This window comes from Candidatus Niyogibacteria bacterium CG10_big_fil_rev_8_21_14_0_10_46_36 (genome assembly GCA_002772995.1).
Lineage (GTDB): Bacteria > Patescibacteriota > Minisyncoccia > 1-14-0-10-42-19 > 1-14-0-10-42-19 > 1-14-0-10-46-36.
This window is the reverse complement of sequence record PFCO01000001.1, coordinates 148,536-169,019: the sequence shown is the minus strand read 5'-3', so window position 1 is coordinate 169,019 and position 20,484 is coordinate 148,536. Positions and strand designations below refer to the sequence as shown.

The 20,484-nt window shown below is 44.1% G+C and carries 18 protein-coding genes; 15 read left to right on the top strand and 3 right to left on the bottom strand.

What is annotated here, in order from left to right; all coding sequences use genetic code 11:
* Nucleotides 1-3: 3 nt before the first annotated feature.
* Nucleotides 4-1,737 (bottom strand): nucleotide sugar dehydrogenase, encoded by a 1,734-nt coding sequence (locus tag COU47_00910; GenBank protein ID PIR69978.1) that lies wholly within the window; start codon nucleotides 1,735-1,737, stop codon nucleotides 4-6.
* Nucleotides 1,738-1,850: 113 nt separating this feature from the next.
* On the opposite strand from COU47_00910, the gene COU47_00905 reads away from it, so the two are divergent.
* Genes COU47_00905 through COU47_00885 form a run of 5 tightly spaced genes read left to right on the top strand, consistent with a single transcriptional unit; the run spans nucleotide 1,851 to nucleotide 7,611 of the window.
* Nucleotides 1,851-3,197, top strand: a complete 1,347-nt coding sequence (locus tag COU47_00905) for a hypothetical protein (protein PIR69977.1) — start codon at nucleotides 1,851-1,853, stop codon at nucleotides 3,195-3,197.
* Nucleotides 3,198-3,199: 2 nt separating this feature from the next.
* Nucleotides 3,200-4,228: a hypothetical protein gene (locus tag COU47_00900; GenBank protein PIR69976.1), complete on the top strand. Its 1,029-nt coding sequence runs from the start codon at nucleotides 3,200-3,202 to the stop codon at nucleotides 4,226-4,228.
* A complete protein-coding gene (locus COU47_00895; protein PIR69975.1) occupies nucleotides 4,225-5,619 on the top strand; it encodes a hypothetical protein in 1,395 nt (464 codons plus the stop codon). Before COU47_00900 ends, COU47_00895 begins: the two co-directional genes overlap by 4 nt.
* Nucleotides 5,620-5,631: 12 nt before the next feature.
* A complete protein-coding gene (locus COU47_00890; protein PIR69974.1) occupies nucleotides 5,632-7,005 on the top strand; it encodes a hypothetical protein in 1,374 nt (457 codons plus the stop codon).
* 3 nt (nucleotides 7,006-7,008) lie between these two features.
* Nucleotides 7,009-7,611, top strand: coding sequence for a hypothetical protein (locus COU47_00885; GenBank protein ID PIR69973.1), 603 nt, complete (start codon nucleotides 7,009-7,011; stop codon nucleotides 7,609-7,611).
* 2 nt (nucleotides 7,612-7,613) lie between these two features.
* On the opposite strand, the gene COU47_00880 is transcribed toward COU47_00885, so the two are convergent.
* Nucleotides 7,614-8,345 carry an acylneuraminate cytidylyltransferase gene (locus COU47_00880; GenBank protein PIR69972.1) on the bottom strand — a complete coding sequence of 244 codons (732 nt, stop codon included), beginning with the start codon at nucleotides 8,343-8,345 and terminating at the stop codon, nucleotides 7,614-7,616.
* Between the two features lie 53 nt (nucleotides 8,346-8,398).
* On the opposite strand from COU47_00880, the gene COU47_00875 reads away from it, so the two are divergent.
* The 6 genes from COU47_00875 (at nucleotide 8,399) to COU47_00850 (ending at nucleotide 14,924) form a co-directional block, all read left to right on the top strand.
* Nucleotides 8,399-9,487, top strand: a complete 1,089-nt coding sequence (locus tag COU47_00875) for a hypothetical protein (protein ID PIR69971.1) — start codon at nucleotides 8,399-8,401, stop codon at nucleotides 9,485-9,487.
* Entirely contained in the window at nucleotides 9,477-10,313 is an 837-nt protein-coding gene (locus COU47_00870) for a hypothetical protein (protein ID PIR69970.1), read from the top strand. The genes COU47_00875 and COU47_00870 overlap by 11 nt, the downstream gene beginning before the upstream one ends.
* A gap of 7 nt (nucleotides 10,314-10,320) precedes the next feature.
* Nucleotides 10,321-11,340 carry a hypothetical protein gene (locus tag COU47_00865; protein PIR69969.1) on the top strand — a complete coding sequence of 340 codons (1,020 nt, stop codon included), beginning with the start codon at nucleotides 10,321-10,323 and terminating at the stop codon, nucleotides 11,338-11,340.
* Nucleotides 11,341-11,342: 2 nt separating this feature from the next.
* The gene (gene asnB / locus COU47_00860) at nucleotides 11,343-13,196 is read left to right on the top strand and encodes an asparagine synthase (glutamine-hydrolyzing) (protein ID PIR69968.1); all 1,854 of its coding nucleotides are present in this window, start codon (nucleotides 11,343-11,345) and stop codon (nucleotides 13,194-13,196) included.
* A 31-nt stretch (nucleotides 13,197-13,227) separates the two neighbouring features.
* Complete coding sequence (locus tag COU47_00855) at nucleotides 13,228-13,902, top strand: hypothetical protein (protein ID PIR69967.1); 675 nt, start codon at nucleotides 13,228-13,230, stop codon at nucleotides 13,900-13,902.
* 125 nt (nucleotides 13,903-14,027) lie between these two features.
* Entirely contained in the window at nucleotides 14,028-14,924 is an 897-nt protein-coding gene (locus COU47_00850) for a hypothetical protein (protein ID PIR69966.1), read from the top strand.
* Between the two features lie 71 nt (nucleotides 14,925-14,995).
* On the opposite strand, the gene COU47_00845 is transcribed toward COU47_00850, so the two are convergent.
* Nucleotides 14,996-16,237 carry a hypothetical protein gene (locus tag COU47_00845; protein PIR69965.1) on the bottom strand — a complete coding sequence of 414 codons (1,242 nt, stop codon included), beginning with the start codon at nucleotides 16,235-16,237 and terminating at the stop codon, nucleotides 14,996-14,998.
* Nucleotides 16,238-16,397: 160 nt separating this feature from the next.
* Between COU47_00845 and COU47_00840 the strand changes: the two genes are divergently transcribed.
* The 4 genes from COU47_00840 (at nucleotide 16,398) to COU47_00825 (ending at nucleotide 20,421) form a co-directional block, all read left to right on the top strand.
* Nucleotides 16,398-17,279: a hypothetical protein gene (locus tag COU47_00840; GenBank protein ID PIR69964.1), complete on the top strand. Its 882-nt coding sequence runs from the start codon at nucleotides 16,398-16,400 to the stop codon at nucleotides 17,277-17,279.
* Nucleotides 17,272-18,231 (top strand): GDP-mannose 4,6-dehydratase, encoded by a 960-nt coding sequence (locus tag COU47_00835; protein ID PIR69963.1) that lies wholly within the window; start codon nucleotides 17,272-17,274, stop codon nucleotides 18,229-18,231. The genes COU47_00840 and COU47_00835 overlap by 8 nt, the downstream gene beginning before the upstream one ends.
* Before the next feature lie 77 nt (nucleotides 18,232-18,308).
* Nucleotides 18,309-19,487: an aminotransferase DegT gene (locus COU47_00830; GenBank protein PIR69962.1), complete on the top strand. Its 1,179-nt coding sequence runs from the start codon at nucleotides 18,309-18,311 to the stop codon at nucleotides 19,485-19,487.
* Nucleotides 19,474-20,421 carry a hypothetical protein gene (locus COU47_00825; GenBank protein PIR69961.1) on the top strand — a complete coding sequence of 316 codons (948 nt, stop codon included), beginning with the start codon at nucleotides 19,474-19,476 and terminating at the stop codon, nucleotides 20,419-20,421. The genes COU47_00830 and COU47_00825 overlap by 14 nt, the downstream gene beginning before the upstream one ends.
* Nucleotides 20,422-20,484 lie beyond the last annotated feature (63 nt).

The following is a 20,484-nucleotide window of genomic DNA, read 5'->3' as shown; positions in this document are numbered from 1 at the left end:
TTATTACTGCGGCAGTTGTCCCACTCCCAAGCCATCGTAGGTAATATGGTCAAAGTGGGCAAAATCCTGCGGCGCAAATACACTCCAGCCGTCTAAAAGAAGGCTTGGTGTGTTCATTGCCTGCGTCGCTTTATGGATATCTATATTTTTATATGAGTGGTGATTATTAAGCAAAAGAACACAATCCGCATTTTTAAATCCTGCGGCAAGGGAGGGTGCTATTTTTATTCCCAGTTTTTTTAGGTCGTATGATGTTGCCACCGGATCATACGCTACAATATTTTTATATGTACGCTGAAGCTTTTTTGTAATATCTACCGCGGTGGAGTTACGGATGTCGGATGTTTCCGGGCTTCCTTTAAATGCCATTCCCACAATAAATATTTTTGCATGTTTCGCAGATTTTTTATTTCGCTTGCAGAACGCGTGCACTTTCTCGTGGACAAAATCAACCATATGTTGATTTATCGCTCTGGAGACGAGCGGAAGCTGGGCTTTGTAGTTCACTTTTTTTGCTGATTCTGCAAAAATGTACGGGTCTTTGACCAGGCATGAGCCTCCCACTCCGGGGCTTGGGTAAGGAATTGGGTTCCGGGGGTAGCCCTCATTTGCTGCACGGATAATTTCCATCGTGTTCAAGTTCATGCGGTCGCATATCTGCGCTACTTCATTTGAGAACGAGAAGCTGATATCGCGGAATGTGTTATTAAGCAGCTTTACCGTTTCTGCCGCTTCCATACTGGATACGCTGATAATGGTATTTGTAAGAGGTTGGAAGAGTTGAGCGGTATAATCAAGGCTTTGTTTGTTGAGCCCGCCAATGACTTGCGGAAGTGTACGAAGTTCTTCAAGTGCTTTTCCTTGGGCGGTGCGTTCCGGAGCGAACGCGATGAAAAAATCGCGTCCCGCTTTTAATCCCGATTCTTTTTCAAGAATGGGGACCACAATATCGCGCGTCGTTCCTACGACAACGGTTGAACGGAGAACAATCAGGTCGTGGGCTTTGAGCGCTTTCCCCACTGCGTGAGCCGCGTTTTTAATGTATGACGATATCATATTATTTTTTTCATCAGTTGCAGTTCCAACGCAAATAATATAGATGTCGCTTTCATTTTTTGAGAGCGTTTTTTTAACAAACAGATTCTTATTGATGTGTTTTTTGAGGAGCGCATCAAGGCCTTTCTCATAAAAATGAGGAACCCCTTTTGTTAATTGCTTTACAACATGCGCGCTTGTATCAATACCAAACACCTTAATGCCGAGATCCGCAAAACTAAGCCCGAGAGTGAGGCCGACATACCCAAGCCCTATGATGGCGACATTTTTTGTTTTGAGTTCACTCCGTCGCCATAATTCAAACGGTGTTACCACGTCTTCAACGGCGCCATTTTCATGCACGATAACTATTTGATGATATTTGTTTTCTGTTGCGTTCCTATTTTTAAATTCGTGGTGAAGGTCTATAAGCATATCTTTCGGAAGAGACGCGCTTTTTACGGTAAGGGGATTTTTGGTCATGATGGACGAGACTGGCGTGGAGAGCGTGTGTCCGGCGAGCAATGCCTGGCGTATATCACCGTCAGTCACTACGCCTTTGAGCTTCTTTTTTTCGTCGACAATAAGACAAATACCCCAGGGGGCTGAGGGTCCGATTTTTTTTCCTTCCTCCATTTTTTTCATTGCATCTTTGATCGTATGGTGGGGGTGGAGAAGGATAGATTGTATGCGTTTATTCATGCAATTTCGTTACAATAACAGAGGTTTTGTATTATTATTTTTATACAAATTTGCTAATCCGTCAATTTTGACAAAAACGCCAAAAATGGTTTATTGTAAAGCATTATCTTCGTATGAAGACTGTTTTTCTTTTTATTTCAAACACCGTTCACACCTCCGATCTGTTACGGACGGAATACATCCATCACCTTGCGCGTACGTTCCGGGTTATTGTCTTTTTGCCCGATACGCTCTCAACCAATATATATCCTGTGATAAAAAATGTGACATATGAGAAGATGCCTATTGCGGATCTTCGTTTTTGGAATCGGATGAAAGAACTGCGCTTAACGCTCAATCGCGAAAACGAATCGTGGTATGAGCCCTTGGTAAACCGGCTACGCATCGATTTTCCCCACCGCAAAAGGCTCCGTTTTATTGCCAAGTTCATACACAAAGGCATTATCCGCAACGACACATTTACTTTTATTGAGGGCATACTGACCAAAAAAATGCCCGAGTTTGAGCGTGCTGTACAGGCGTATAAGCCAAGTTTGGTCTTAATGCCCACTCCCGGCCTTAAGCCGTTTGAAGCGCAGGCAGTTATCCAGGCGCGAAAATTCAATATCCCTACGGTTGCTATGAATTTCAGTTGGGATAACCTTACAACGAATTTTGGACATACAAGAAAAACAGATTATTTGATTTGTTGGAACCAAATGCAGTATGATGATGCGCTTTCTATTCACCGCTACACGCCCGACCATGTTTTTATTGGAGGGCCTATCCGTTTTGACTATTACTTTGATAGTTCTATTCCTTTGGTGGGGCGTGAAGATTTTTTACGGAGCAAGGGGCTTGATCCCCACAAAAAGACCATTCTTATTACGAGCGTTACCAAGGCGTATCCGTTTCAAGTGGAATTGCTCGGGCGGATTATTGCGCTCCGGGATTCAGGAAAAATAAAAGGATCGCCAAATATATTCTTTCGGGTCCACCCGCGCGATCTTATAGAAACCTATAGTGCATTCGCTAATACAGAACGGGTGTACATGGAAAAGGCGGGAGCCGAAATTTCCAATACGAACGGGAAAAAATACACCGAGATGACAAAAGAAGATCTTCTGAATTTAAAACACACGCTTATGTATGCGGATGTTAATGTGAACCATCGCTCTACGGTTACGATTGAGTGCTGTATTTTTCATACCCCTGTTGTAAATATTACATTTGATGATGTATATGGGATGATGTATAAGGAGCGCCATTACGAACCAGTGCTTCGGCATGGTGCGGCGGTGCTTGCGAAAACAGATGAAGAGCTTGCGGGCGCTATTAATGCGTATCTAGACAATCCTGCGCTTCACGAGACAAAACGCCAAACATTACTCCGAGAGTTTATCCCGCACCACGATGGGAAAAGCTACGAAAGAAACATTAATCTTATCGAGCGCATCGCAGCACTCACAGAGAAACAATAAATATGCTGTTGGGCGTCAATTATCACTATATTGGTGAAGAGAACGAATATCCGTATCCGGGGATTTACGCAACTTCGCCTGCGCACCTTACATCCCAGTTAGAATTGCTGGAGAGGCATTTTTCTTTTATGGGGGAGCGGGATTTGCTTAAAGTAATTGCGGGAGAGGCAGCACTCCCCGAGCGTGCTTGTATCGTAACTTTTGATGACGGAATGCAGAACCAATACGAACGGGCGCTGCCAATACTGGACAAACTCGGCATCCCCGCAGTTTTTTTTGTAAATGGGCTTCCATACGGGGAACAAAAAGCGATTTCTATCCATAAAATACATTGGGCGCGGGCTCATATGCCTCCGGAAACATTTTGGCAGAAGGTGCAGGATTATTTTCGGGATATAACCGGCGATATACTTGATCTTTCTCAATTGAGCGTAAGCGAGGAGGAGCTTCGGAAGCACTACTATTATGATGATCCGTATGTTGCGCGTTTAAAGTTTGCGCTTAATAAAGGATTTATATCCGCTGACATCCGGGAGCGCATAGTGGATAGAATATTTTTGGAGTTGGTGCAGAATGAGAAGGATTTTGTAAAAGAGTTTTATATGTCTCCTGAACAGCTTCGGCAATTATATAAACGCGGGATGCTGGGCATTCATACATATTCACATCCGGCTCTCTCATCAATCGATGAGGGGGTTATAAGGAAAGAATTTGATTTGTGCGTTGAAGCGCTTTCATCGGTGATACAAGAACATCCTTTCCGTCTATCAAGTGTCTCATACCCGTACGGCAATGCCGAGGTAATCCCCGCATCAATTCCTAACATAGGGGAGTCGCTTGGGTTTCAGCTCGGCTTTACGATGGAGCGGAGCTTTAATAAAGCTCTTTCTCATCCGCTGTTATTATCGCGACTGGACACAAATGATGTCATTGGAGGGAGGGCGCCGTATTTTTCTATAAAAGACGATGGTTCTATAGCGATGCTTAATCCTAGGATGACGATGTATCGTCATGAATATTTTCGAGAATGAGCAATACAGCACAACAACGAGGAAAAGATCTCTTTTTCACCGAAAGAATGCTCGCATCAGAATCATATGCGACCATTTCCCGCGTCATTGTGCGGGTACTTGCTCTTGGGATTAGTTTTTTTATATTATCATCCCTCTCACCGTATGAGTACGGAGCATACCAGCTGCTTATTGTGACATATGCATTTTTTTCGGCGTTTGTTGGCTGGGGAGGGGGCGTTATCGGTAATGATATTTTTCGGTTTTTTGGGGAAGGAGATGACGCGCGCGCAAAAAAATTATTCCATGAGCTCGCGTTATATCGGTTTATATCGGGAGTGTTGATATGGGCGGGAGTATTTTTTGGAGCATCCTTATTGTCTTTTCGGTTCGGGGAAGAGTTTATCGGCATCATGCGGTTGCTCTCTTTTCTTTTTCTTCATGATATCTTTTTTGATCTATGCAAACTCTTGGTTCGCGCGCGCTTGTTTTTCCGCGCCATTGCGGTGCGTTCTAATGTTAACAAACTTGCACAACTCATAGCGCTTGCGGTGTTTTATTTTACCGCGCATATCGGTATACGCGAGGTGGTTCTTTCGGAGATAATCGGCGCATTTGTCGGGCTTGCAACAATGGTCCCGCTCGCATTGAAGGCGTATGCTCCCTGGCGAAGCATCGCGTCTGCAAAAGAGCGGTTTATGATGTTCGGTATTTTCCGCTCGTACGGAAAATGGAATCTGTTTCGCCCGCTTATCAATAACACATCGGATCTTGTTCAGCCATGGATAATCAAGGTTCTTTTAAGCACAGAGGTGCTCGGTCTTTTTGTTGTCGCAAAAAGCATTATTGGCATGGTAAAAGACTTTTTCCCAGTAAAGTCATTTGTGACACTTATTCCGCTTGTAGGGAGCGACGCAGTCCGCCAGCAAAGGATTTTTACATACGGTACAAAATATATGTTTTTACTGTCGCTTGTTCTTGCGGGCGGCGCGCTTATTGTGTTCCCGCCGGTTATTAGAATATTTTTTGAGCAATATACCCCCGCCCTCCCATTCTTTTATATTTTGCTTTTCAATGTTCCCATCATAGCCTTTGGGTCGCTCCTGGGGTCATATCTTGTGTATTTACGCAAGCAGAAGTTTTTATTTGTAAAAAGCGCTTTGAATGAGACCTTTATATTTGTTTTTTATCTCGTGTGTATACCGCTTATCGGTATTTGGGCGCTTCCATTGGAGCGTATCGTAACGCCGTTAGTTATCTTGCCACTTATTTATTTTTATCTTCGGCGATATAAGATTTCTATCCAATTTGAGTGGAAAAAATTATTCTCTTTCGGAGAAGAGGACAAGGTTTTTTTGCGGACTATCATTTCGCTTTCCTCGGGTTTTCTAAGGAAGGTCGTTCGTGTATAATAAAAAACGCTTATGTCCCGAGATAAACGCGCAAATATCAAAAAAACCGTTTTTATTTCAAGCTTTCATCCGTTCATATCGCGCAACATTCTTGCAACGGATGTACTGCGCTTTCTTTCGGAGAATGGAAATGTCCGGGTTGTTCTTTTTGTGCTTCATTACAAAAAGGATTATTTTGAAAAACACTTTTCATATCCGAATGTAATAATAGAGAGCATCGCCATGCCTTCTCCCTCCGGCAATTTTGCCACTCTTGCGTGCAAGCGTATCTCAAAATTTGTTCATCATACGGCATCGGTGCGCCTTGAGCGGAAATTGAAGTGGAAGCAAGAGGGGAAATTCTTTTATTGGCTGGGGATGTTTGCGCTCGAACCACTCTTCCGTTTTCGTTTTATGCGTTCGTTTCTGCGATTTATAGATTTTCATACCGCGTACAAGGGAAGATTCAAGCCGTATTTTGAGAAATACAATCCTAATCTCATATTTGCCACTGATTTATTAAATGAACGGGATGTGGAGCTTATTCATGAATCAAAACGCTATGCCGTTCCGGCGTACGGAATGGTCCGTTCATGGGACAACCTAACACTCCATGGCTTAGTGCGCGCCATGCCTGATCACCTGGTGACCGCGACCTACCGGTTGCGTGATGACGCACTTCGCTTTCATGATTTTGAGAATAAAAATATAACCGTTGTAGGGATTCCTCATTATGATAAATATTTCCGCGGCCCAAAGCTTTCGCGTGATGAGTTTTTCAAAAAAATCGGCTTTGATCCGGCAAAAAAAATGATTATGCACGCAGTTATCGGGGATCAATATATACCTGACAATGATACCGATCCATATGTATTGGGTATATTGAGCACAATGTCCGAACAGGTCTATGTGCGTTTCGCCCCTACTATTCCTACGAGACAGTTGCAAGGCCAAAAGCCTTATCCAAACATGTACTTTGATAAACCCGGCGTGGTATTTCGCGATGATGTAGAGGGGGATAGAGAGATCAGCATTGAAGACGACGATAATCTCATGTGCGCGATATATTATAGCGATGTAGTAAGCTGTGGGCCGTCTTCCATTGCGCTAGACGGCGTATTTTTTGATAAGCCTGTTGTGATCGCCGGATTCCACTCGCGTCCTCGGGGGTATTTTGAGGGAGACCACCGGTGGGATTATAATCATTACGCGCATCCCGTCGCGCTTGGCGCCATTCGTTTAGCAAAAACAAAAGAGGAATATATAAGCGCTCTTCATAATTACATGAAAGACCCATCGCAAGACAAAGAGGCGCGTAAAGAATTCCGAGAGGCGTGTTGCGGTATTATGGACGGCAAATCCGGGGAGCGGCTCGCAAAGTTTTTAATTATTGCTTCGGGGGCATAGTTTATGGGGCATTTTCGTTACTATATTAAAATGTTGTATTGGCGATACTCTGCGTTTCGTATGCGCCGCTTTAAGCGCCTTTTTGATAGCCGTCCGGCAGATGCGTATTCTCCAAAATGGCATAAGTTATGGAATCTGTATTGGAGAATAAAGAAATACAAGCCCGAAACAGTAGTGGAGTTTGGGAGTGGATGTTCAACTATTATTATTGGACAGGCGTTGTATGAGAATAGAAAAGGACATCTTTTTGCGTATGATGAAAGCGAAAAATGGAAAAAGGTTACGGAAAACTCTTTGCCTGCTCATGTAAAAAACTTTGTTACCGTTTTCTATGCGCCGAAAAAGGAAACCGAATACCAGGGAGTCCAAGGATTTTATTTTGATGGCGATGTTAAGCATGCCGATTTTGTTTATCTTGACGGACCCGAACTTTTGCCTGATAGATTGGTCGCGGTAGATATTCTCCTTATGCAAAATCGACCGACATATATAGTAGTTGATTCCCGGAAATCAAATTGTAATTTTCTTAGGCAGCATCTTTCGGGGCACGCGTTTTCTTTTAATTGGCTTAACAACCAGTCATTATTCATAAAAAAAGAAGGATAAGATTAGCCTTCTTTTTTTCTTTTTAGTAGTTCTTCTGCGGTTAAGAAATCAATTTCGGTATCTATGTCAATCGCTTCTTCTTTTGGTATAAGATGGTAGCGCACATATTTGCCGGCCATCTCTTTGTTTTCTACTAATGTTTTCCATCGAAGCGCGATGACATCCACATGCGCATAGGCTTCGGGGAATGATTGGCGGGGGAGATTGTGCGCGTCTTTGAGGCCCGTATACTCTTCCAGGAAGAAAGGTTCAATATAATTGCCGTTTAGGCGCCATAATTTATAGGGATGCTTGTTCGCCTTTGTGACTGTTCTTGAAGAGTCAGCGCGCGGGTCATCCAATAAAAGCTTGATGCAGGCATCTATGTGTTCGGGCGTGCATAGCGGGGTGGTTGGTGGAAGACGCAGAATAATATCTGCTTGCCAGCCTTCGTGTTCCTTAAGCCATGTTGCCGCGTGATACAAAAAATCAAAGTCGGGAATATTGTCTCCCGCGAGTTCTTTCGGGCGCAAAAATGGAACTTCTGTGCCGTATTGCTTACCGATATCCGCGTATGCTTGAGAGTCGGTAGAAAGGACAACGCGGGGGGCGTGGATTGATTTTTTTGCTGCCTCAATTATCCATGCCATGAGTGGTTTGCCTGCAAGCGGTTTGATGTTCTTATCGGGTATGCCTTTAGAACCAGAACGCGCGCCCACCACTCCAAGTACCCGCAGCCCGTTTTGTTGTTTCATATGGTTATTCCAACAGGTTTGAATTTTTGTGTCAAATACTTTATGCTAATTCCATGAACAATAGGATAAAACTTATTGTCACTCTTGGTCCGTCAACGAAAAATGAATCGGATCTCAGGCGCCTTAAGGATAACGGGGTTGATTTTGTGCGCGTAAATATGTCCCATTCAAGCATCGAGGATCTTGAATATTTTGTTGCGCTCGCGCGTAAGGTCGGCATCCCGTTTATTATTGATACCGAAGGCTCGCAAATCCGCTCAGACATGATCGCGCATGATGCGGCATATCTTGAAAAAGGACATATGATTAAAGCGTATGCTGTTCCGACGGTTGGCGATGCGCATTCGTTTTCGTTGCGGCCAGGCCATATTTTGGGTCAGCTCGCGGTCGGAGATATATTGCGTGTCGGGTTTGATTCTTTGGCGTTGTGTGTATCCGATGTTACGATGCTTGCGGAAGGATATATTGTTTTGCGGGTGCATGAAAGCGGGGTATTAGGAAGCAATAAAGGAATTGCTGTGCATTCTTCAGCCCAAAAACAGTTTAATCTTCATCCGTTAACAAAGAAGGACCACGAATCTATCGCGATCGGACTGCGGGAGCAGATTGGACATCTTGCTGCCTCTTTTATTCGTTCCGGAGAGTATGTGGACGCTATGCGAAAGGCGTCAAACAATTCTATGAAGATTATCTCAAAGGTAGAATGCGCTGATGCATTACTGCATATAGATGACATAATAAAAAGATCGGATATGATCTTGATAGACAGGGGAGATTTGAGCAAGGAAATACCCGTTGAAAAAATACCATTTGTGCAGAAAATTATACTCAAAAAAGCTCGCGAGGCAGGCAAAGAGGTTTTTGTGGCAACAAATCTTTTGGAGACAATGGTTGAGAAAAGAAGCCCGACGCTTGCGGAGGTGCACGACATTGTAACAACGGTGCGTGACGGTGCGGCAGGCGTTACATTGTCAGCGGAGACCGCTATAGGAAAACATCCCATAGAAGCAGTTATGACCATGAATAGAATTTTAAAACATGCATCGTTGGTTCTTGAACATTACCCCGATAAGCATAAGCATGATGAATTAGCCAGGCATTTGGAACAAATAGGGTATCTTGTAAAACATCATGACACGTGATCCCATAATTTTTCTTCATATCGTGAAGGGGGGTGGCGTTACATTCCAGCGGGTCATCGCACGCGCATTTCCAGAGCGGGCAGCAGTACGCACAAAACTTCTTGAGGACGGAACGATGTGGGGGTTTAGCGGCCTTTCACAGCAGGAAAAGGATTCTATTAAGTTTTTATGGGGGCATATTCCTTTTGGAGCGCATACGTATTTTTCAAGGCCTGTCAATTATGTCACGATGCTCCGCGAGCCTATTTCGCGGGTTGTTTCATTTTATTACGCAGCACAAGAAAAAAAAGCATCGCCGTACAAGGCGGATCAAATGGCAAAAGACATTTCACTGCGCGAATTTATTGAAAGTGATGTCGCTATGGTTTCTAATTTTCAGACCCGCATGATTGCGGGAGAAGACATAATGGGCTATGCGAAAGCGGTTCCAATTGATGCGCGCGCGCTTGAGACGGCAAAGAAAAATATAGATGAACATATTGTATTTTCGGGCGTTGTTGAACAATTCGATGAATCTTTGCTTTTGTTGAAAAAAGCGCTGGGTATCCGTCGGGTGTATTATGCGCGGGCGAATGAAAACAAAGCCCCGCGATATAGCAAAGAACGAACACGAATCCCCGAATCTTTGATCGTTCGTATAAAAGAAAAGAATCAATTAGACATACAGCTGTATCATTATGTTCGTGAGCGTTTCGAAAGAGAGAAAAAAGCATATGGCTCCGAATTTACGCGTGATCTTGCGCGTTTTAAAAAATGGAACAAGTGGTATCAGGCATTGCGATTGAATAAGGCAGAAACAACATTACAAAAAATTTTTAATCTCTAATTACACAATGTCCAAGAGAATAACCCTTTGTAATAATTGTGTAGCTCGCGATTTTCATACGCTCTTAACCTTTCGGGGGAATGAGGGGTACGACTTTTTAGGCGACTCCTTTGATGTTGTTGTGTGTAAGCGTTGCGGGCTTTGTTTTTTGCATCCGCGGCCTGCCGCATCAGCGTATGCGGCATATTACAGCGGAGGACTTGGCTCTAGAAAAAAGCGAAATAACACACTATCAAAAGAGAGTATATTAGATAAAAAGCGATACCAAGAGTGGTATGCGGATTGGGTGGTGCGGCATTGGGGCCTTCCTAAAACCGCATCCGTATTAGAGGTGGGATGCGGTATGGGCGCATTTTTATATTTTTTAAAAGAACGCGGATATGAGAACGTATCAGGTGTTGAGATGGGAGAAGAAGCGGCGCAGAAAGCACAAGATGTGTTTGGGGTTCCGATAACTGTGGGTGATTTTTTCTCCCAAGCATATTCTCCGGGGTCATATGATGCGGTAGTTGGTATTGCTTTAATTGAGCATATGCTTGATCCGAGGGCGGCGATAAAGCGCATGGGGGAAGCGTTAAAGCCCGGCGGCGTACTGTATTTGAATACTCCCGACTTGTATGGCATGACATTTCGCAAGCAATTTTTTAAATTTGTGCATACATATTATTTCACCTCGGTAACACTCTCAAGCCTGCTTGAGCAGGAGGGTTTTGAGGTGGAACGCATGCTTTCCGTGCCACTTTTAAAAAGGCATTCAAACATCTTTTTTCCGGAAAATTGCATTCCGGGCGAGATACACATTATCGCGAAAAAAACAGGCATTAAAAAAACGTTCAAAAAAGAAAAGCATCAAGACATCGTTCGGTTGTGTTCGTCTACAAAAATAAAAGAACTTCCATACCTGGCTGCAAACAAACTATTTTTGAATAAATACGCGGGCCCGTTACGGACATTGCGGGCGCGGTTCCGGGATGCTTACAAAAAAAATCCTAAAAGCGAGATGAAAGAATTTTTTGAAACAATATAATTATGTGTGGTATTGCAGGCATTATTCATAGGGATAATTTTGCTCCTTCAGAGGAGCAGCTCAATACGATGGTGCGAAGCCTTGAGCATCGGGGTCCTGATGACGAGGGAACATATATGCGTGAAAATGTGGCGCTCGGTCATAGGCGGTTGAGCATTTTGGACCTGTCTTCGGCGGGGCACCAACCTATGGCATCTGCCGACAAATCATGCTGGATTACATATAACGGAGAGGTGTATAACTATCTGGAGATAAAAGAGGAGCTGAAGGATGTGTCATTCAAAAGCACGAGCGATACCGAGGTTATTTTGCATGGATATCAAAAATGGGGACCGGCTGTTGTTTCGCGGCTGAACGGGATATTCGCGTTTGCCATCTGGGATGAGCGAAAAAAAGAACTTTTTGCGGCTCGCGATCATCTCGGCGTAAAGCCGTTTTACTACGCGATGGAGAACGGCGTATTGTATTTTGCTTCAGAGATAAAAGCGTTGCTTGCCGCGGGCATTAAGACGCAGCCGAATGATAAAATAATCTATGATTATCTCGCGCGCGGTTATTATCAGCACTCGCACGAAACTTTTTTTAAAAACATTTTTCAATTACCGGCAGGCACAACGCTTCGTTGGAGGGATGGTCATATTACGATACAACGATACTGGGATCTTGCCGAGCGGGTTAACGCCGTATCCTCACTCCCGGAGGGAGATGTGTCTGAGCGTTTTTTGCACTTATTCAAAGACGCGGTTACGCTTCAGCTAAGGAGTGATGTTCCGATAGGCATTCAGCTTTCCGGCGGGTTTGATTCTTCCGCGATTACCGCAATGGTGAATAAAGTATCGCAGGGGCAGAAGAATTTCCATCTTTTTTCTCATATTTACGGCGAGCATCAAGATATAGAAAAGCCCTATATGCAGGCGCTTGCCGATGGGCTCGGATGGCATGTTAATTTTATAGAGATACGGCCGCATCATATGGCGGAACTTGCGGAACGCGTACTATGGCATCAAGATGAGCCATTTCCTGGACTGCCCACTTTCGGACTCCATATGGTCGCTGAGCATTGCAAGAGGCAGGGTATTCCCGTTGTGCTGGGTGGTCAAGGAGGAGATGAGATTGGAGGAGGATATGAGTATTACATGGGGGCGTTTTTGCTTGATGTTATGCGTGAGAAGGGAGGGGAACAGGCAAAAAAAGAACTAATGCGGTACGGAGAATCACATGCGTTTGCCGGAGCGGAGGAACATATGAATTTTTTTATGAACACGCTTTCATCATATTTGTACGGGGGGACTTCCGCGGATGGAACGGCATTTACGCATGCGCACGCGTTACGCAGCGAGTTTTTGCGAACACACGCCTCCCGGCTTGAATTTGAAAAGCCCTTTGTGTCTCATTTTAGGAATATGCAATATCGCGACATATTATACACAAAGTTACCCCGCATTTTGCATAGCGCGGATAGAGCAGCCATGGCGTATGGTGTTGAACAGCGCGTCCCCTTTGTTGATTATCGTTTGATAGAGTACGGCTTATCATTGCCGGGCGAGCATAAAATACGGGACGGAGAACAGCGATATTTTATGCGTAAAGCGTTCCGCGATCTTATACCGGATATGGTGCGCAATGCCCCGAAGCGCGCGGTTCCATCGCCGCAACGCGAATGGTTTAAAAAGGACCTTACTTCGTGGATATACCCCATCCTCGCTTCAAAGTCTTTTGCTGAGCGCCCTTACTTTAATCAAAGCGCGGCTCTTGAAGAATACGGGAGATATTGTCATGCGGAACATAACCCGAATTCGTTTCATATCTGGCAGTGGGTGCATTTGGAGCTGTGGTTACGGAAATATTTTGAGTGATATATCCTAATCTCTAACTATCAATCTTTTATTGTTTCCGACAATGAGAATAATTAAAAAAATAAAAAGACGAATAGGATACGAAATAAAACGAACAGTTCGTTTACTTGGGTATGAGTTGTTTTCTAAGAAAAAAGGATATAATTATATTCCCGGGATTTTTGGCGCGGATACTTGGCGCTTGATGGACATTCGGGAATCTGAGCCATTCGGGCGCTTAGCGGAAGAAGTTTCTCGTGAAGGAAGAACCTTGTTAGGCCATGATAGGCTATATACGATATATCAGGCGATTGAAAATGCCGTAAAAAATTCTGCCGGCAAATTTTGTATGGCAGAAGTGGGGGTATATAGGGGTGGAACAAGTAAATTTATGACGAAAGCAGCCTTGTTTTTTTCTGAGGATGCAGAAATGTATAGCATAGACACATTTGAGGGCCATTCTGCAAAAGACATCGCACCCATAGACAGCAATACGCACAGCGCGGGCAAATTCAATCACGCGTCGCACGAAGATGTTAAAAAATATCTTTCAGGGTTGCCTATAACAGCAATAAAAGGAAGAATAGAGGATGTGAGCCACACCACGGCAGATAAAAAGTTTAATGTTGTGCATATTGATACCGATTTATACGGACCCACAAAATACTCTTTGGGATTTTTTGGAAAGCGATTAGCGACGGAGGGGGGGGGTCATTATTGTAGATGACGCATTATCAAACACATGCCCCGGTGTAAAGCAGGCGATTGATGAATATGTTGATGGAAATAAACATGTAAGGAAGTTTTTTCTTCTTACGAATCAGTGTATATTATTGTTTTGATGTTATAGAAATGTTGTATCATATTTATAAAAAAATAAGAAAAAAAATTACAGGACGTGATGCGATAGCACGACTTAAATATTCACCAAGCATTATTGGGTTATTTAAGAAAGCTAATTTAAAAATAATGGATATAGGAGGCAGGGGGGGTGCATCAAAATTATTCCACGGATTTGAATCATGTATGGATTTGTCTATTTCCGAGCCGGATTCTGTCGCACGAGAAGATTTAAAAAAAATTCTTAAAAAAGAGGGGTGGAGGAAAGCAATAGTTATTCCCGAGGCAATTTTTTCAAAAGAGGGGGAGGCAACACTTTATATTACGCGCCAGCCCGGGCTTTCTTCGCTCCTTGAGTCTGATAGAGACTCCCTCTCTCTCTTTAATGTTGCGCATTCTAAATTTGATATTGTGGGGGAAGAAAAGGTAAGAATTATTTCTCTTGATAACGCTGCGTCTCGTTATGATTGCAAGGATGTCGCATTTTTAAAAATTGATACGCAGGGAACAGAGCTTGATATTTTAAAATCAGGAAAAGAAATGCTGCATTCCGTTGTTGTAATTGCTATTGAATCGGAATTTGTTTCTTTATATAAAAATCAATCGCTTTTTTCTGATGTTCATGCGTTTCTTACAGAAAAAGGATTTCGTCTTATTGAAATAGAACCAAAACGAAGGGGGAGAGGCGGGTTTGCTTTTAAAAAATCAAAAAAAGAAATTATGTGGGCGGATTGCTTGTATGTGCGTGATAAAAATAACGATGGCTCCGAACTTTCTTCTTTGCAGAAGATTCGCCTTGGGTCTTTGATGATGTTATACGGATATTTTAGTTTCGCCTTGTTTTTGTTGAAGGACAATGTTGATAATATCCTTTATGAGTCTTTAAAGAAGGATATTGAGAATTTTTAGAACAGAATATTATATTCAAAAAACCAAAAAGACCCCGCGCACGGGGTCTTTTTGGTTGGATTGCAGTTATATTAATCTATCTCATTTGCTAAAAGGTAACTTCCCTGGATAACAGAAAGTGCCGCTGCGTTTGATTGTGCTTGCGCCCATTTAAAAATGACATCTCCGTCTACAGAGCCCATCTGGATGGTCCCGTTAATGGCGATCATCGAATCAGTGTCCTTAGCTAATGCTATTCGATCGCTCGTGATGTCTGCAGATCCTGTTCCTTGAAGTATATCCGAATTGCTCAAACTCCCGCTTGTGGATACAAATCCTATATCGGCTACGGCCCCTGCAGGAATGTTAAATGCTATTTTTAGATCTGGGGCGGCAGCAGTGGTGCTTGCGAATATTGCCCCGCTTACAATATATGTTTTTCCTGCTTCCAGGTCAATCAATTGAAGCTCGCTATCGTTTGACAGCGTTGTATCGTTTGTAATTGTTTCGGTTGTTGATTTGAATACCTGCAAATCCTGTGTTGGGGGGTTAGATAGTCCAGGAATATCCGTTGAGAATACGGGGCTATTATTTGCCGTTAAGGTGTTCCCATTCGTCGTTTGATCGGTATAGTCATTATTGAGTTTCCAATAAGATACAAGATTTGTTTCGTTTCCTACGAGCTCTGATTGGTAGTTGTTTGATATTTCGCTGTTGATTCTAATATCGCTCCATACCCGCACGTCATCTATCAAGCCATCAAAATAACTATTTGTTCCTTGATGCGATCCGATTCTAAATGTTGAATTGCTATTATAGATTGATGTCTTTGAAGCAGCATCAGTTCCTATGCTTGTACCGTTATGAAAGAACTCTGCACTCGCCGCGGAGGCATCCCATGTCATAGCGACATGATACCATTGGCCAGTATTTAAAGAACCAGCAGCGACTTGGTATGTGTCAAAGTTTGTTCCATCGTCCGAAACCTCGAATTCTTGCATCAGCGTTGATCCATTCACAATAAAACTCCAATGATAAGAAAGATTGGGCACACTGTTCCATTTGCCAAGGATTTCATATCGCGTTCCGTCACCGGAAGGAATGGTTTCAAATTTAACCCATGCTTCAAAAGTTAAATCTCCTGATAAATCTAATCCCGTTTGACTGCCATCTGTAATTGACAGGTACTGGCTAGAGCTTGCTTTCAGGTCAACAGAGTGACTGTTTGCCGCATCTACAAAGTCATAGAAGAGGATGAGCGAGATACCGAGCGCCACAACTAAAAAACCCGCTATGAATTTTGCGCTTAGCGCATTTGATTTTATTCTGTTCATGTTGTTTAATTTTTTCTAATGATAATGCTCGACCTTTTTTAAAATATATAGCAATATTTTTTTTTCTTAAAAGCGGATTTCATACTATGCAACAGAAAATGATTTTTATAAATAAACTCCCTAATGCGCATTTTTCTTGTAAAGAAAAGCATGTGTTTATATGATATGGGGTATGCAAAACCTCATCTTTCTTCATATCGCAAAAGTGGGCGGGATGACATTCCGTGCCATTATTGCGCGGCAATTTCCTAAGGATGCAGTTTTTTTGACATACGGCGGGACAGAAAAAGACATACGGGCGCTTGCCGGATTGCCGGAAGAACATCGTCAGCGCATCCAGTGTGTAAGCGGGCACATGCCTTTTGGCGTTCATGAGTACTTTTCGCAGCCGTTTGGATACATAGCCTTTATACGTAATCCTGCCGATCGTATTCTTTCCGAATATTATTACGCGCGGGGGAGCGCTCGCTCCGGCCATTACGCGCATACAAAGATGGCAACAACGCCTCTTCGACAATATGTGGCGGAGGGGGGCGTATCTGTCTCAAATTTCCAGACGCGTGTTCTCGCGGGTCAAGTCGCAAGCGGTATTACCCGGTGGGATACTTTGCCCATGCCCGGTGACGCCTTGGCTCGAGCAAAAAAGAATATCCATGATCATTTCGCGTTTGTTGGTGTGGTTGACCGCTTTGACGAATCTTTATTGGTATGCAAAAAGAAGTTCGGCTGGGATGATGTTCGTTATATTTTGGCCAATGTTACCAAAGAGCGCCCCCGGCGGGAGACTACCGCGATTGATGTTATGCAGATAATACAAAAGAACAACACGCAGGACGCGGAATTATATGCATACGCGAATGCATTGCTTGATGAATCTATTAGAGAATATGGGCCTTCGTTTACGCGCGACTTGAAACTTTTTCGTTTGCGGAATAAAATGTTTAGGACATTTGAACACCCTTTAAAAATCAAATACAAGCATATACGATACCGCGTCGCAAAAGCATGCGGCTTCGGGGGAAAGGAGAATATAGTTGCTTAAAACAATTCTAATAACGGGCATTCGGGGAGCCGGAGGCGGCTCTTTTGCCGAATATGTGTTGGAAAACCATCCGGGCATTGATGTACACGGGCTTGCGCGATGGAGAAGTGGGGCAGAAATAAGAGACATTCAGGGCGTTACCACGCACGAATGCGACCTGCTTGATTTTGGAGCAATTACCTCCGTGATCCAAGGCGTAACACCTGATGCTGTTATTCATTTTGCCTCGTATGCAGATGTGAAGGCATCATTTAGTAATCGTCTTGCGGTGCTTGAGAACAATATCATGGGCACAGCGAATTTGTTTGAGGCGCTGCGGCAGCATTGTCCGGAAACAATCGCGCACCATATTAGTACATCCGAAGTCTATGGATGTGTTACGCAAGCAGACATACCGATAAAAGAGTCTTGTCCGTTTCGCCCGGCAAGTCCCTATGCAGTGTCAAAGATAACGCAGGATTTTTTGGCAGAATTGTACTGGCGCGTAGATGGAATGAAGATAATACGCAGCCGGATGTTTTCATACATGAGTCCGCGCAGAGGCGATTTATTTGCAACATCGTTTGCGCGGCAAATTGCACTCATTGAGCAGGGCAAGAAGAGGGAATTAGTCCACGGAAATCTTGATTCCATACGAACTATTCTTGATCCGCGCGACGCAATGGAGGCGTATTGGCTTGCAACGACAAAGGGGCATTCTGGAGAAGTATATAATATTGGGGGAGATGCTTCCTTGCCGGTGGGTGATTTTTTGAAGCTTCTGATATCATATGCTTCTTGTGCTATACCAACACGCCTTGATTCTGACTTACTGCGTCCGGTTGATGTGACATTGCAAATTCCCGATACAACGCGTTTTAAAAAACTGACCGGCTGGCAGCCCCGCTATATGCTTGCCGAAACCGCCGAATATATGCTCTTCCACGCACGAGAATGGGTAAAAAAACAGTAAACAATGGTCCGCTGCGCTTTGACGCGGCGGATTTTTTTGTTATAACAGAGTGGATATAGGCAGTAAGGAGACGAACATTGAAAACACGCTACCCGTTAGCAGAACAGGTTATTAATACTGAAGACATAGATGCGTTGCGGGAATGGCTCGGAACGTATCCTCGCCTTACAAAAGGAGAAGAAACAGAAGCGTTTGAACGCGAATGGGCAGGGCACATGGGAAGCAGGTTTGCGGTTTTTGTGAATTCCGGCTCGTCGGCAAATTTGCTTGCCGCGTATGCCGAAGCGTATCTTGCCGGAGACGCAGGAACACGCAATAAAAAAGTCATTGTCCCCGCAACCGGTTGGCCGACGAGCATAGCTCCATTTATGCAAGCAGGGTTCCAGTCGCTTATGTGCGGCACGAACAAAGAAGATTTCGGGTACGATTATAATCAGCTGGAAGATACGCTAAAACGGCATAGTCCGTTTTATGTCGTGCTTGTGCATACGCTCGGTGTTCCTGCCGATATGGATATTATCCGCGCGTTGCAGGATGCCTACGGATTTTGTCTCGTATTGGAAGACGCGTGCGCGTCGTATGGCGCGACATATCGCGGCGAGCCAGTCGGTTCAAGCGGAAGCATGTCTTCCTTTTCGTTTTATTTCGGCCATCAGCTTTCCACTATAGAAGGCGGCATGATATGCACGCAAAACAAAGAGCTGCACGATATGTTGATGATGCTCCGGAGCCACGGATGGCAGAAAGACCTGATGCGGAAGGATCAGCTCGCGTTGTTTGCCAAATACGGACCAGATTCGTTTTATGACCCGTTTTTGTTTGTTGTGCCCGGTTTCAACGTGCGCGCGACAGACATCCAGGCATTTCTGGGGCGCAGGCAGATACAAAAGGCAAAAGACATATTTGCTATTCGTAATCGTAACCATGTTCTGTATGCTCGTTCTCTTAAAACTGTGTCACGCCAGACATGGGGAGAAGAAAAAGAACCTTGCAGTATTCATTTCTGCGCGGTCGCTCAAAGCAGAGAGCATCGCAGGCGGATACTTGAAGCGCTTACGAGACATGGCATTGAATCGCGCGTATTTTCTGCGGGAAACCTCGGACGCCATCCGTTCTGGACTGAGCGTTACGGCGAGTTTCGCCACCCGGTCTCTGATTGGCTGTATAATCGCGGCTTCTTTTTGCCGAATAATGAGTCGCTCACCGAAAACGATATCAAATGTATATGCGAGGTGGTAAACAATGTCGACATATAAAACGCACGTACTGGTAACGGGCGGGGCAGGATATATCGGCTCCATCCTTGTACCGGCACTGCTTAAAGAAGGCTATAAAGTAACAGTCATTGATGTATGTCTCTATGGGCAAGCATCATTACTCGATGTGATGCACGAAAAAGTATTACATGTCGTATATGGCGATGTCCGTAACGAACAGCTTATAGCAAAGCACATTCGTAATGCGGATATTATAATTCCGCTCGCAGCGCTTGTGGGCGCGCCGTTATGCGAGAGACTCCCGCTTGAGTCCCAGGCAGTCAATGTAGATGCCATACAAACAATATTACGCTTGCGCAGCAGGGGACAGAGTATATTGTTTCCCACAACGAATAGCGGATACGGCATAGGAGAAGAAGGCATACATTGCACTGAAGAAACGCCGCTTCGCCCGGTATCATTGTATGGACGTCAAAAGGTAGAAGCAGAACGCTTGATACTTGAATCCGGTGATGCAATCACATTCCGTTTTGCAACGGCGTTTGGCATTTCTCCGCGCATGCGGCTTGATCTCTTGGTAAATGATTTTGTGTATCGTGCGGTGCGCGACCGGTATATCGTTCTTTTCGAGGCCGGCTTTAAACGCAACTATGTCCATGTCCGCGACATAGCGCGTGCATTCCTGCACGCCATTGCGCATTTTGATGATATGAAAGACGAACCGTACAATGTCGGATTATCGAACGCCAACCTGAGCAAGCGGGAATTGTGCGAAGAGATAAAAAAACAGGTTTCTGATCTGTATGTGGCGGAATCGGATATCAATGAAGACGAGGATAAGCGGAACTATATTGTAAGCAACGCAAAAATTGAGCACACGGGATTCTATCCGGAGATATGCTTACAGGAAGGTATCTCGGAGCTCATCAAAGGATATCAATTCATAAGGAATGAGATATTCTCTAATGTATGATGCAAAACTCCATGCCATAGCATGGAGTTTTTTTGTTCCGCTAAACGGCTAACACGGGGGTGT